Source organism: Flammeovirga yaeyamensis (genome assembly GCF_018736045.1).
In the GTDB taxonomy this organism is placed as follows: Bacteria; Bacteroidota; Bacteroidia; order Cytophagales; family Flammeovirgaceae; genus Flammeovirga; species Flammeovirga yaeyamensis.
Genome location: NZ_CP076132.1, coordinates 3,423,047 through 3,438,009, shown reverse-complemented (window position 1 = coordinate 3,438,009; position 14,963 = coordinate 3,423,047). Strand labels below are relative to the sequence as shown.

10 protein-coding genes are annotated in these 14,963 nt (G+C 36.4%); 9 read left to right on the top strand and 1 reads right to left on the bottom strand.

The annotated features are described in order from the left end of the window. Positions 1 to 136: 136 nt before the first annotated feature. From KMW28_RS13440 to KMW28_RS13400, 9 genes are all read left to right on the top strand, one after another. A complete protein-coding gene (locus tag KMW28_RS13440) occupies positions 137 to 2,404 on the top strand; it encodes a GH92 family glycosyl hydrolase (protein ID WP_262899371.1) in 2,268 nt (755 codons plus the stop codon). Positions 2,405 to 2,502: 98 nt separating this feature from the next. Continuing rightward, positions 2,503 to 3,246, top strand: coding sequence for a copper homeostasis protein CutC (locus tag KMW28_RS13435; RefSeq protein ID WP_066206022.1), 744 nt, complete (start codon positions 2,503 to 2,505; stop codon positions 3,244 to 3,246). Between the two features lie 21 nt (positions 3,247 to 3,267). Further along, entirely contained in the window at positions 3,268 to 4,509 is a 1,242-nt protein-coding gene (locus KMW28_RS13430; RefSeq protein WP_169666160.1) for a PNGase F N-terminal domain-containing protein, read from the top strand. Positions 4,510 to 4,679: 170 nt separating this feature from the next. Then, positions 4,680 to 7,262: a beta-mannosidase gene (locus tag KMW28_RS13425; protein WP_169666158.1), complete on the top strand. Its 2,583-nt coding sequence runs from the start codon at positions 4,680 to 4,682 to the stop codon at positions 7,260 to 7,262. A gap of 295 nt (positions 7,263 to 7,557) precedes the next feature. Further along, positions 7,558 to 8,994 (top strand): glycoside hydrolase family 125 protein, encoded by a 1,437-nt coding sequence (locus KMW28_RS13420; protein ID WP_169666156.1) that lies wholly within the window; start codon positions 7,558 to 7,560, stop codon positions 8,992 to 8,994. A 107-nt stretch (positions 8,995 to 9,101) separates the two neighbouring features. Next, positions 9,102 to 10,193 carry a carbohydrate-binding family 9-like protein gene (locus KMW28_RS13415; RefSeq protein WP_169666154.1) on the top strand — a complete coding sequence of 364 codons (1,092 nt, stop codon included), beginning with the start codon at positions 9,102 to 9,104 and terminating at the stop codon, positions 10,191 to 10,193. Positions 10,194 to 10,236: 43 nt separating this feature from the next. Beyond that, entirely contained in the window at positions 10,237 to 11,307 is a 1,071-nt protein-coding gene (locus tag KMW28_RS13410; protein WP_169666152.1) for a putative glycoside hydrolase, read from the top strand. Between the two features lie 8 nt (positions 11,308 to 11,315). Then, positions 11,316 to 12,152, top strand: a complete 837-nt coding sequence (locus tag KMW28_RS13405) for an endonuclease/exonuclease/phosphatase family protein (protein WP_169666150.1) — start codon at positions 11,316 to 11,318, stop codon at positions 12,150 to 12,152. 14 nt (positions 12,153 to 12,166) lie between these two features. Further along, on the top strand, positions 12,167 to 14,197 hold the full coding sequence (locus KMW28_RS13400) for a glycoside hydrolase family 97 protein (RefSeq protein ID WP_169666148.1): 2,031 nt from the start codon (positions 12,167 to 12,169) through the stop codon (positions 14,195 to 14,197). A 31-nt stretch (positions 14,198 to 14,228) separates the two neighbouring features. On the opposite strand, the gene KMW28_RS13395 is transcribed toward KMW28_RS13400, so the two are convergent. Next, complete coding sequence (locus KMW28_RS13395; protein WP_169666146.1) at positions 14,229 to 14,840, bottom strand: DNA-3-methyladenine glycosylase family protein; 612 nt, start codon at positions 14,838 to 14,840, stop codon at positions 14,229 to 14,231. Positions 14,841 to 14,963 lie beyond the last annotated feature (123 nt).

Below are 14,963 nucleotides of genomic sequence, written 5' to 3'. Positions count from 1 at the left end.
GTTGCACGTTTACAATAATTAAGATAATTCATGCGTGTTTGTGCCGATTTAAGTGCTTGTTTTAGACTGATATTACTTATTTTTGCCGTATAAGAAACACTTAAAGTGTTCGACGATCAACCTAAATAATTGCAACGTGTTTTTAAAAAGCCATATAAAATCAATCACAACATGGGTATGTTTGGGCGCATCTTTGATGTCGTGTTCAACATCTACTCAAGAACAAACAACAACAACTGATCTACACTTAGTTGATTACGTAAATCCTTTTATTGGAACAGGAGAACATGGTCATACTTTCCCAGGCGCAACATTACCTTATGGAGGTGTACAATGTAGCCCGGTGAACGGTGTGAGTGGATGGGACTGGGTTTCTGGTTACCATATTTCTGATTCTTTGGTGGTTGGTTTCGGCCATCAGCACCTTAGCGGTACAGGTATTGGCGATTTGAACGATATTATTATCATTCCTACTGCCGAAAAGAAAACACTTAACGCAAAAGAACAAGATAGAACTAAACTGTCTTACACAGAAAAATATTCTCATGAGTCAGAACTAGCTACACCAGGATACTATGGTGTTACACTAGAAAATTCTGGTATTCGTGCAGAAATGACTACTGGTTTACATACAGGATTCCACAGATGGACATACCCTGCTACAGCAACAATGCCATCAATGATTATCAACTTAGGTTTCGCTGTCAATTGGGATGGAGTAACGAAAACAGATTTAAAGAAAGTAGATGATTACACAGTAGAGGGTTATCGTTTTTCTGCAGGATGGGCACCTGATCAAAGAGTGTATTTCCAAATGAAATTCTCTCAAAAGATTGTGGATATCCGTACGCAGAAAGCAGGCGCACGTTTAGTGGCTCAAATTGCATTTGATAAAACAGACGGACAAGGTCAGATTACTGCAGCCGTTGGTATTTCTTCAGCTTCACAAAAAGGAGCAGCTATGGCTGTGAAGAAAGAAGGTAAAGGATTTGATTTTGACCAGAAAAGAATTGCAGCATCAAATATTTGGGAAGAAGCATTAGAGCAAATTAAAATCAAGACAACAGATAAAAAAGCAAGAGAAATTTTCTACACTGCTTTATATCACTCTAAAATTGCTCCTGTAACTCATTCAGATATAGAAGGAAATTACTGGTCAGCAGATCAAAAAGTAGAGAAAGCAGAAGGATATACTTATTACAGTACTTTCTCACTTTGGGATACTTTTAGAGCAGTGCATCCACTTTCTACGATTATTGAATCGGAAAAAAGAAATGCAGATTTCATCAATACCATGCTAGAGCATTTTGATGCTACAGGAACACTTCCAATTTGGGTGTTAGCCGGACAAGAAAACAATTGTATGACGGGTTATCACTCTATGCCAATCTTGGCGGATGCTGTTTTAAAAGATATCAAAGGAATTGATGCTGAAAAAGTATTGCATGCGATGAAAGTAACATCAATGCAAGATCAAAGAGACTTAAAAGCATACAGAGAATACGGATTTATTCCTTTTGATAAAGGAGAAGAATCAGTAACAAAAACTTTAGAGTATGCTTATGATGATTGGTGTATTGCTCAAGTCGCTAAAAAAGTAGGCGATGAAAAAGCATACAAAACCTACATGAAGAGATCGGAAGGGTATAAACCTTTATTCGATAAAGAAACGGAGTTTATGAGAGGTTTAAACACAAAAGGTGAGTACCGCACACCGTTTGATCCTGCAGAAGCTAATCATAGAGAGGATACGGATTACACAGAAGGAAATGCTTATCAACACTCTTGGTTTGTATTACAAGATGTACAAGGTTTAATCGATTTGTACCCATCTAAAGAAGCATTTGTAGCTAAGTTAGATGAATTGTTTACTGCTTCATCAGAATTAACAGGCGCGAATGTTTCTCCAGATATCACAGGATTAATTGGTCAGTATGCTCATGGTAACGAGCCGTCACATCATATTGCCTACATGTACAATTATGCTGGAACACCTTGGAAAACCCAAGAGAAAGTACGTGAGATTATGGAAACTCAGTACGATAACACTCCAGAAGGTATTGCCGGAAACGAAGATTGTGGACAAATCTCTGCATGGTACGTATTCAGTGCTTTAGGTTTCTATCCTGTAAACCCTGCTCAAGGAGTATATGTTATCGGATCGCCATTATTTGATGAAGCAGAAATTGAAACATCAAATGGTAATACTTTTACTGTAATAGCGAAAAACACTTCAAAAGAGAATATCTACATCGATTCAATTACTCTCAACGGAGAGAAATTAGATCGTTTATATATTAACCATAAAGAAATCATGGCCGGTGGAACATTAGAATTAGTAATGTCAAATACCCCAAACAGAACACTAGGTGTAAATACACCACCGCCATCGAATAAATTATAAATAAGAAGCGAGGACTTTTAAATGAGGGTAGTTGCAAAATCCATGAACTCAGACGGAGTGAAGTTGGGTTTGCAACAACCCAACTATTGAAAACAAAAATGAAAACGACGTTAGAAATTTGTGCATACACTGTAGATTCAGCAATTAACGCCCAAAAAGGAGGAGCAGACCGTGTGGAATTATGTGGAGGTAGATTAGAAGGTGGCACGACACCAAGCAAAGGCACAATGAAAGTGGCTAGAGAAAAAGTAACTATTGATATTTTTCCAATTATTCGCCCAAGAGGTGGAGATTTCTTTTTTACTGATTTAGAGTTTGAAGAAATGTTGGAAGATGTAAAGCTAGCTAAAGAATTAGGTATGAATGGTGTTGTTATTGGAGCACTTACAGCAGATGGAGAAATTGATGTTGAGAGATGTCAACCACTTGTAGATGCCGCAAAACCAATGCAAGTCACTTTTCACAGAGCTTTTGATATGACTAAAGATACCAATAGATCATTAGAAGATTTAATTGCTTTAGGAGTGGATAGAGTACTGACTTCTGGACAACGAATGACTGCCCCAGAAGGGATGAAGATATTAAAAGAGTTGGTTGATTTAGCTGATGGCCGTATTGAAATCATGGCAGGGTCAGGTGTTTTACCAACCAATGTAAAAGAGATAGTAGAAAAAACAGGCGTTACAGCTGTTCATTCTTCGGCATCAAAAGTAATTGATAGTGCGATGAAGTTTAAGAATGAGAATGTAGCAATGAGTAAAGAAAACCTTGATTCGGAATACCAAAGAAGTATTACATGTGAGCAAGTGGTTTCTAATCTCAGAAATGAATTAACTAAATAGACTTGATCAAATAGCATCAAAATGAAACTTAAATTTATTACCTCTCTAATTTTAGCAGCTTTTGTAATGAGCTGTGGGCCAAAAGAAATTCCTTCTATTGGCAGTAAAACGTATCATGTATTTGATAATGAACATCTATTCTTCAGTCCTGATTTAAATAAAGATGGGATTAAGGAAAGTGATACAGATGCATTTTATATCGAATCGGGTAGAATTATGCTGAAAAAGCTAACGATACCAAAGTTCGAAAGAGAAACGAAGGTTACCATTGTAGTAGAAGAAACTTCTGCTGGTGACCGTTGGGATAAATCAGGTTCAGTCTTTGTGATGCCGGCAAAAGGAGCCAACCTTCTATCAGTAGCTAAAGGCGAATTTAAGTTAGCACATACAGACGATGCAGACGAAACAGATGAGTTTCCTGGAATTATTGCGGAAGGCGATTACCAACCTGCAGTTGAGTTGATGCGTTTCATGACACCTTTTGGAGTTGGTTTCTATTCTGAAGATACTGTAACGTATCCTCATAGAATGCCGTCTTATGTTGATGGATGGGCAAAGAAAGCCGTTTGGAAACAAGATATCACTCAATTGATTCCTTTATTAGAAGGAGAAATTATTGTAGGTGTACATATTGATACTTGGACCAAAGAAGGATACAATGTAGATGTAAAGCTTCATTTTGATGAGTCAGAAAATGCTTATGAGCCTGCTAAGAAACGTTGGGTTTCTCCTGTTTTAAACACTGTGAGATATATTCCTCCTCAAAAAGGATGTGATAAATTCCAAAGAGCAGATGTAGGAACAACTGTCAATATTCCATCAAATACTAAGAATGTAAACTTAGCCTATATTACAACAGGTCATGGTGGACATAGTGGTGGTGACGAGTTTGTTCAGACAGAAAACATCATCAAATTAGACGATCAGAAATTATATAGCTTTGTACCTTGGAGAACGGATTGTGCAACATTCCGTCGATTCAACCCAACAACAGGGGTTTGGTTAAACAAGAGAAAAGCATCCTACATCAATTGGGAAAAAGGAAAATATGAGGAAAAGATGGTGGAAGAACCTATTGCTTCATCCGATTATTCTAGATCAAATTGGTGTCCAGGTTCTGATGTTCCTCCAACGATTATCCCAGTTGAAAATATCTCGGGCGATCATAAGCTGACGGTATCTATGCCAACAGCTCAAAAATTGGAAGGAGACCACCAAAACTTCTGGTTTGTATCGGCTTATTTCTTTGGTGAATTGAATTAGTCAATACTAATCCAAGAATATTAAATTTAAAGGTTGTCAACCATTAAGATATACTATATCGTAAACCCAGGAATTTATTCCTGGGCCTGCGATAAAGTACTATTGAAAAATGAGACAACCTCAACGCATATAAAAGGGTTTCGAAACAAACGGAGTTAAATGATAACCAAATGAATAAAATTACTACAATACTAGCTTTCCTCACCCTGTTACTTACAGGTTGTTCAGACAATTGGAAAGAGAACGAACTAACGAAAAAAAGCTATCCTTTAGCTTCGGATTGGACTTTCCAACAAGTAGGGAAACAAACTAAATACCCTGCTACAGTTCCAGGTACAGTACATACCGATTTATTCGATAACAAATTAATCGAAGACCCTTTTTATCGTGAAAACGAAAAGAAACTTCAGTGGATTGAAGAAGAAGACTGGACGTACGAAACTACTTTTGATGCTCCAGAAAATATCAACGATAATAATTTTGCATTACAATTTGAAGGTTTAGATACATATGCAGATGTGCTATTGAACGGAGAGAAAATTTTATCTTCAGACAATATGTTTGTGGGCTATGAAACAGATATTTCTTCCTTGATCAAACAAAAAGGAAATACACTAAAAGTTTATTTTCACTCGCCTATTAAAGTAACAAAACCACTTAGAGATCAGGCGGGTTTTGAATACCCTGCAGATAATGATGCAAGGGCAGAGAAATTCTCTATTTATTCTCGTAAAGCACCTTATTCTTTTGGATGGGATTGGGGACCAAGATTTGTGACTTCAGGTATTTGGAGACCTATCAATGTGATTATTTGGAACAAAGCGAAGATCGAAGACATTCATATTCAGCAAACATCACTAAATGATGCTTTGGCTGAATTAAATACGACTGTAACTATCCATGCTGCTAAAGCGGGCAAAGCTAAAGTAAGACTAATTACAGATGATGAACATTTCACTTCAGAAGTAAAAGAAATTGAACTAAAAGAAGGAGAAAATAAAGTTGATTTATCATCAAGTATTACCCAACCTGAAAGATGGTGGCCAAATGGATTGGGTGATCAAAAAAGATATAATATCACTACTCAAGTACTTATTGATGGAAAATTGGTCGATCAACAATTGAATAAAGTAGGTTTGAGAACCGTTGAATTGATTAATGAACCCGACAGCTTAGGAGAGAGTTTCTATTTAAAAGTCAATGGTCAGCCGGTATTCATGAAAGGAGTAAATTACATTCCTCAAGATAGCTTCTTGCCATCGGTTACTCAGGATCGTTACGATTGGATGATCAAAAGTATGCTCGATGCCCATATGAATATGGTGAGAATTTGGGGTGGAGGTATCTACGAAAGCGATTACTTCTACGATCAATGCGACGAGAAAGGATTATTAGTATGGCAAGATTTTATGTTTGCTTGTACGATGTATCCTGGCGATAAAGATTTCTTGAGAAAAGTAGAAGAAGAAGCGACTTACAATATCAAGCGTTTGAGAAATAGACCATCTTTAGCACTTTGGTGTGGTAACAACGAAGTTGGTGTGGCTTGGGACAATTGGGGATGGCAAGATTCTTATGGTTGGAGTCAAGAAGTGCAAGACAAGCTAACGGATGACTACGATAAATTATTCAATAAATTATTACCAAAAGTAGTAGGAGAGTTAGATCCAAATCGTTTCTATTATCCTTCATCACCCATTTCCAATTGGGGAGATATTAAAGATTTCTCTATTGGTGACAATCACTATTGGGGAGTATGGCACGGTAAAAATCCTTTCGAAAGCTTTAAGGAATACGTTCCTCGTTTTATGAGTGAGTATGGTTTCCAGTCGTTCCCATCTTTTGAGTCGATTAAGAAATTTACGATCGAAGAGGACTGGGGATTGGAAACAGATGTGATGAATACCCACCAAAAGAGTTATACGGGTAACGGTTTAATTAAAGTCTACATGGAAAGAGACTTTAATGTACCTAAAAATTTCGAAGACTTTGTGTATGTGGGAATGTTACTCCAAGCCGACGGAATGCGTCAAGGTTTTGAAGCCCACCGTAGCAATATGCCTTACTGTATGGGTACGTTGTACTGGCAATTAGACGATTGCTGGCCAGCCGCTTCTTGGTCGTCTATCGATTATTATGGGGAATGGAAAGCCTTGCATTATTCAGTACAAAGATCCTTCAGACCACAATTGATTGTCACGGATTTATCAGATAATAAGATCGAAGTGAAGTTGGTGAACGATGAGTGGAAAGAAATACCAGTCACTTTAGAGGTAGAATGGAAAAACTTTAAAGGTGATGTCATCGCTCAAAAAGAAGTGAAAACAACTTTAGAAAGTAATGGAGTGATCACATCAATCGATGAAAAAGTATCAAAATACTTTGGTAAGATTCCATCGAATTCATTAAAAAGAGGAAGTTATTTATATCTAAAAGTGAAAGATCAGAAAGGTCAATTACTAACTGATAACTATGCTTTCTTTGTGAAGCCAAAAGTACAGAAGTTACTTCCTGCTACGGTATCTACTAAAGTGATAAAAGAGGGAGGTCAACTCATCGTAGAAGTTTCTTCTGATGTTTTTGCAGAAAGTGTTGCCTTAAGCATCGAAGGAAAAGAGGTGATCCACTTTACAGATAATTACTTCCATCTTCAAGCAGGTGAATCAAGAAAAATTGTTGTTGAAAGAACAGACTTTACTGCCAAAGATTTAGAAGAAAAGTTATTGGTGAAATGTCTAAATAACATCAAATAAAAGATAGTATTAATACCTCATAATTTCGTTTGTTTAGTACGTTATTATGAGGTATTTCTTAAACTATTTTAAAACTCATAATAATTGAAAATCTGCAGTGTTATTCTCTATTAACTAACTATCTTGTTATCACAAATTACGTGAATCGTCCTTTTAACTATCGATTGACCAATACGGAGAAAATACAATCAAAAAAATATATAATAACTGCATTAAATCGAGTTTCTTAATCATAATTATTATTACTTATCGTTTTCGGGTAGCCTAAACTTCGAAAACTACAAACTAAAATGAGATGCGAAGAAGAGATTTTATTAAAACTACAGGTTTACTATCTACAGGTATGGTTATAACAGGAAGCCAAGCTGTAGCATCTACACTATTCAACAAAGAATTTACATCACAGCGTCCGGCAGTTTCAGATAGAAATTTTACTTCTGAAGCGGTGGAGAAAGTGATCAAAAAAGTAGCAAAGAAAATTGTAGATCCAGAATTACGCTGGATGTTCGAGAATTGCTATCCAAATACTTTAGATACCACCATTGAATTTACAAAAAAAAATGGGAGACCAGATACGTTTGTTATTACAGGCGATATCCCTGCCATGTGGTTGAGAGATTCTACTGCTCAGGTTTGGCCTTACCTTCCTCTAGCAAACGACGATAAAAACCTGAAGACAATGATCAAAGGTTTAGTGAATCGTCAAGCGGACTGTATTCAACTAGATCCTTACGCCAACTCGTTCGAAAAAGATGAAACAGTGATGTCGAAATGGTCTAAAACAGATCATACAGATATGAAACCAGGAACCCACGAGCGTAAATGGGAAATTGACTCATTATGTTATGCGGTTCGTTTAGCTAATGGCTACTGGAAAACAACTGGCGATGCTTCAATTTTTGATGAAAACTGGCAAAAATCAGCAAAGCTGATCTTGAAGACTTTCAAAGAACAACAACGTAAAGATGGAGTCGGACCTTACACTTTCTTTAGAACAACAAGTAAGCACGAAGATACTTTGGCCAATTGGGGAGCAGGTGCTTCTATCAAGCCTTGTGGACTCATCGTGTCTTCTTTCAGACCCTCTGATGACTCTACAGTATTTCCTTTCCTAATTCCTTCCAATTACTTTGCAGTAGCATCTTTAAATCAGTTAGTAGATATTTATACTAACGTGATTGGCGATACTTCTTTTGCAAAAGAGTGTGCTGATTTAGCTGAGGAAGTGAAAGCGGCTTTGGCTAAATATGCCGTTAAAGATCACTTGGATTATGGTAAAATGATTCCATTTGAGGTAGACGGTTACGGAAACCAATATTGTATGGACGATGCCAATGTGCCAAGTTTATTAGCCTTGCCTTACCTAGACTGTATTGATGCTGATGATCCGCTTTATGTCGCTACAAGAAAGTTTGTATGGAGTGAAGACAATCCTTATTTCTTTAAAGGAAAATTCGAAGGTATTGGCGGACCTCACGTTGGTTTGGATTATGTTTGGCCAATGTCGATTATTCAGAAAGGGTTAACATCAAATGATGCGGAGGAGATTAAGTGGTGCCTTTCTAAATTGAAAGAAACACATGCTGGAACAGGTTTTATGCATGAGTCGTTTCATAAAGATAATCCAGAGAAATTTACACGATCATGGTTTGCTTGGGCAAATACATTATTCGGAGAATTAGTATTTAAGACTTATCAGGAGTATCCTGAGGTGTTGAAATCAAAAATATAAATTGAAGTTATCATTAGCCCACGATGAATATTGTGGGTTGGTGATAGTTGACTTTCTAAACACTAAAGTGATTAGAAAATTATTACCATCAACGACCAATTGAATAAATGAGATTAAAAAAAGTTTTTTTGTCCCTAGCACTTGTCTTTCTTTATGTTCAGTCATTTGGACAAGTCTTGCCTACACCTAAAAGTTATCTATGCTATCAAGCGAACCAACCTATAAATGTAGACGGGGCAATTGATGAGGCAGATTGGGAAAAAGCAGAGTGGACGGATTTGTATGTAGATATTGAAGGTGATCATATGCCAATGCCCAAGTACGCCACCAGAACAAAAATGCTTTGGGACGAGAACTATCTATATATTGCAGCCGAAATGGAAGAACCACATTTGTGGAGTACGTTAACTACTCGCGATACGGTCATCTATTTGGACAATGATTTTGAGGTGTTTATTAACCCTATCCCAACATCACCTATTTATTACGAATTCGAAATGAACCTTCTAAACACGGTTTGGGATATGATGATGCCTAAGCCTTATAGAGATGGAGGAGGGAACATGAATTCATGGCACATCAAAGGATTAAAAACAGGCGTTAAAATGTTCGGCACACTCAACGATCCAACTGATGTTGACGAGAAGTGGACATTAGAAATTGCCTTTCCATTAGACGTATTGTCTCAAGAAAAATATCATCTTATTTATCCTGAAGAAGGTAAAAGATGGAGAATAAACTTCTCAAGAGTAGAATGGCAACATGAGGTCAAGGATGGTGAATATGTAAAGAAAATCAACCCAGACACAGGTCGCCCTTATCCAGAGTACAATTGGGTATGGTCTCCTCAAGGTAAGATCAATATGCATATGCCGGAACAGTGGGGATATTTAGAGTTTACCAAAAATAAGGTAGGTCAAACAAAGAATACAGAAGTAAAAGAAACGGAAGTAGAGCGTTTATATAGACAACTTTATGATGTATATAGAGCACAAAAAGTCTATAAAAAAGCCCATAAAAAATATGCTGATTCTTTAGAAGAACTTAAGTTTACAGATGCTTTTACTTTCAAAGGGAAAACAGTACAACCTTATATCATTCCTATCCCGCATGGGTATCATGTGGTATTGGAATTACCACAAGTAAAGACTACTCTTATGGTCAATCAAGACAGTAAGGGCGAAATAATTAAAGAATAAATATCATCTTCTAAACAAGAAGAAACTTAACCATACTACAGAAATGAATAAAAGAGAATTTTTAAAACTAGCAGGGCTAACAACAACAGGGGTCATGATGGGGTTACCTGTCATGGGAAAATCAACAAAACTACCTAAGCGTTGGATGTGGTTACATGCACACGATGATTGGACAAATGCACAATGGGAGGAAAAATTAGACAAGTTAGTTGAAATAGATATTGAAGCTGTTTTATTAGGGGGAAGCGAAAGCACTTTCAAAAAAATGTATCCTTTGTTGAAAAAAAGAAATATAGAGATGCATGCCTGGATGTGGACCTTAAATAGAAATGGTGATAAAGAAGCAAAAAAACATCCCGATTGGTACACTGTAAGTGGTGATGGAAGATCGTGTTACGATTATCACCCATATGTAGATTATTACCAATGGGTATGTCCTTCGAAAGAAGAAGTCCAAGAACACATTATCAAACAAGCCGTTTCTTTAGCTAAAATTGAAGGAGTTAAAGGGGTACATTTAGATTATGTTAGATATTCTGATGTTATTCTAGCATCGTCTTTACAACCTCTTTATGGAATTGTTCAAGACAAAGAATATCCTGAATACGACTTCTGTTATTGTGATACATGTCGAGATAAATTCTTAAATGAATCGGGTCAGGATATCAGAAAAATGGAAGATCCGACACAATCAGAAGAATGGAGACAATTTAGATACGATTCTGTAACTCACTTAGTAAATAGAATCTATGATGAGGTACACAAAGAAGGTAAGTTATTATCGGCAGCTGTGTTCCCATATCCAGAATTAGCAAGAAAAATTTGTCGCCAATCTTGGGACGATTTCAAACTAGATATGGTATTCCCAATGGTCTATAATGGTTTCTACGAAGAACCAATAGAATGGGTGAAGTTTGCCACTGAACAAGGTGTGAAATCATCTAAGCAGAAAATTAATAAACCTGTGATCACTGGTCTTTATACTCCAGATTTAAAGAGTGTAGAAGATACTAAGAAAGCCATAAAATTGGCTAAAAAGGGAGGATCGAAAGGTTTTGCCATTTTTGATCTTGGCGGAATGAAAGCACCACATTGGAAAGCGTTAAAAGACTAAATAATCAAATGAAAAAGTTACTAACAACAATTCTATTCTTTTGTACAGTTTTGAGCGGGTTTGCTCAAAACAACAGCCTAAAGTATATGTCGTTTAATATTCGATATAATACACCTCATGATAAAGAAAATGCTTGGCCTAATAGGAAAGATTGGGTAGCAGATATCGTAAAATTCTATGAAGTAGATGTATTCGGTGCACAAGAGGTGCTAGAAGGACAGTTAAATGACCTAAAGGAAAGGTTACCACAAATGACACAAGTTGGTGTGGGTCGTGATGATGGAAAAAAGGCAGGTGAATTTTCTCCTATTTTCTTTAATACAAAAGAATTTAAATTATTGGATAGTGGCACCTTTTGGTTATCAGAAACTCCTGATGAACCTTCTAGTGGTTGGGATGCAGCATTACCAAGAATTTGTACTTGGGCGAAGCTTAAAAGTAAGTCGACAAAACGTACTATTTTAGTTATGAATTGTCACTATGATCACGAAGGAGATGAGGCAAGAGTTAATTCTTCTAAACTTTTAATTAAGAAGTCTCAAGAACTTTCAGAACAAGGAAAATATCCCGTAGTTTTAATGGGAGATTTTAATACGGAACCTCAAGCAGAACCGATTAAAATCTTAAGTGATTATTATCAGAATACTCGTGAGATTTCACTAACTAACCCACTTGGACCTGTGGGTACCTGGCAAGGTTTCGATTACAACAGTCCACTGGATTCTCATATTGATTTTGTCTTTACTTATGGTTATTTTAAAGTATTGAGATATGCACATATCATAGAGGCAAAAAATCAAAGATTCCCTTCTGATCACTTACCTGTTTTTGTTGAGCTACAATAAATTATAAATAAATAATGATGCGTTTAAAGTTATCTGTATTACTCATTTTAACTATCTTATCTTTCTCCTGCACACCAAATTATTTAGTGGTGACCTCGCCGGATGAAAAGTTAGCAGTAGAAGTTTCCACAAACTCTGATGGTGAAGCTTGGTATCAAGTGACCTGGGCAGGGGAACCGATAATAAAAAAGTCTTACCTAGGCTTCGAACTGAAAGATCAGCCTGCATTGGATAAAAACTTTAAGATTGTTGGAGAGTTGAGAACCACTTTCAATGAAACTTGGCAACAACCGTGGGGTGAAAATAAAACAGTGAAAGATCATCATAGTGAACTAAGAGTGAAGCTACAAGAAAAAGACGGCTTGGAAAGACGTTTAGATGTAGTTTTCAGAGTATTTGATGATGGAGTTGGTTTCCGTTATGAGTTCCCAGAACAAAAGAACTTAAATGATTTTGTAATCATCAACGAGAAGACTCAGTTCCAACTTTCAGGAAATCATGATACATGGTGGATTTGGGCTGATTATGATACTTACGAAAAATTATACAATCATACTAATGTTGATTCAGCTTCTTGGGTAGCTACTCCAGTTACTTTCAAGACAAAAGAAAATTACTATATCAGTCTTCATGAGGCAGCATTGACAGATTATGCTGGTATGACATTGAAGCTAGATGAGAAACAAAAATATACGTACGAATCGGTATTAGTTCCTTGGGCAAATGGTGATAAAGTAAGGACATCAGCTCCTTCGGTAACACCTTGGAGAACGATTCAAGTGGGTAGACAAGCACAAGATCTTGTGAATTCAAACTTGATTATCAACCTAAATGAACCGAACAAAATTGAAGATACTTCTTGGATTAAACCTATGCAATACTTAGGTATTTGGTGGGAATTCCATATTGGTACAAAAGAATGGAAAGAAGGTCCAAGACAAGGTGCTACAACAGAAGCAGCAAAGAAATATATTGATTTTGCCGCTAACCATAACATCGGTGGTGTAGTGGTTGAAGGTTGGAACTCAGGTTGGGATAAATGGGGTCAGAAAGATGCTTTTGATCACATTACTCCGGCAAAAGGTTATGACTTAAATGAAGTAGCTAAATACGCTAAAGATAATGGTGTTGCTTTAATTATGCATAACGAAACAGGTGGTGATATCCCATCTTATGAAAAGTATATGGATGAAGCATTTAATCTTTATGAGGATTTAGGTATCAATGCTTTGAAAACAGGTTATGCAGGTGGTATCTTCCCAAGAGGAGAGCATCATCACGGTCAGTTTATGGTAAATCATTACCGTAGAGTTGTTGAGAAAGCAGCAAAACATAAAATTATGTTGGATGCTCACGAACCAATCAAACCAACAGGTATACGTAGAACATGGCCAAACATGATGACACGTGAAGGTGTTAGAGGTATGGAATGGAACGGATGGTCAGATGGTAACCCTCCTAAGCACACATTAATCTTACCTTTCACTAGAATGTTAGGTGGACCAATTGATTATACACCGGGTATTTTTGATGTAAAATACGAGAACTCACCAAATAGAGTAGCTTGGAATACAACAGCAGAAATCATGAACGAAGCTAGAGTACATACTACTTTAGTGAAACAAATGGCATTATCAATTATTCTTTATAGCCCATTACAAATGGCGGCTGATTTAGTAGAGAATTATGAGAAAGACCTAGCTGCTTTCAAATTCTTAGAAACATCAACAGCAGATTGGGATGAAAGTAAAATGCTTTCTGGTCAAATTGGAGAATATGCAATTACAGCAAGAAGAGCAGGAGATGAATGGTTTATTGGTGCTGCTACTGATGAAACAGGTAGAGCGGTAAGCGTAAGTTTAGACTTCTTAGAACCAAATAAATTATACAAAGCCACAATCTACACGGATGCACAAGGTACCACTTACTTGAACAATCCAAAGAAATATGAGATTCTAGAAAAGAATGTTACTTCGGAAGAAGCACTTCTTATTCAGATGAACTCTGGTGGTGGTCAAGCAATACATTTCAAGCAGTTGCAATAAATCAATTGTTTTGTCAAGAAGAAAGGGGAAGCTATTTGTTTCCCCTTTTTTTTATGTCTTTTTTGTATTGCATTAAAGTAAGGAAAGCCAAACTTTTAAATGGAGCCCATTTTTCACCTATCAATTTCAACTCTTTTTTACCTACTTTTTCTCTTTCAGGATAATAGAGTTTTTGCATCATATTTTTGAGATGGAAATCGTCATAAGAAAGGATATTAGACCGCTCTAGAGAATACAATAAAATCATGTCCATTGTCCAAACACCAATACCTTTAATTGATTTTAGATGATTTCTTACCTCGTTATCATCAAGTGATAACCAATCTATTGAATGTTCTGTAAAGAAGGTGACCGTATGATGTATTGTCTCGAACTTCCTTTCTGATAACTTGATTTGGCTTAAAGCCTGTTCTTCAAAAATGGGGAAGTTATCTAGAGTAAGAAGAGTAATATCAGCTTTAGCTAGTAAGTTCTTAAATATATTTTTAGTACTTCTATAATGAATTTGTTGTTCGATAACGCAACTCATTAAATCATGAAATATAGAATGAGTATTTTCGATAGGCTCTAATTCGACCTCATGGAGTATATTCGATAATATGGGATCAACTTCCGATAAGTGCTTATATGCTTCTTTATTCATGGATATATAACTCGGCTTTGATTAAAAAGTTATACTGCAAACTAATTCAAAGACCCCTAGAAAAAGGATTAATGTAAATTGTTAACTTGTTACTAAAGTGTTAATTAATTCATTATATATCTA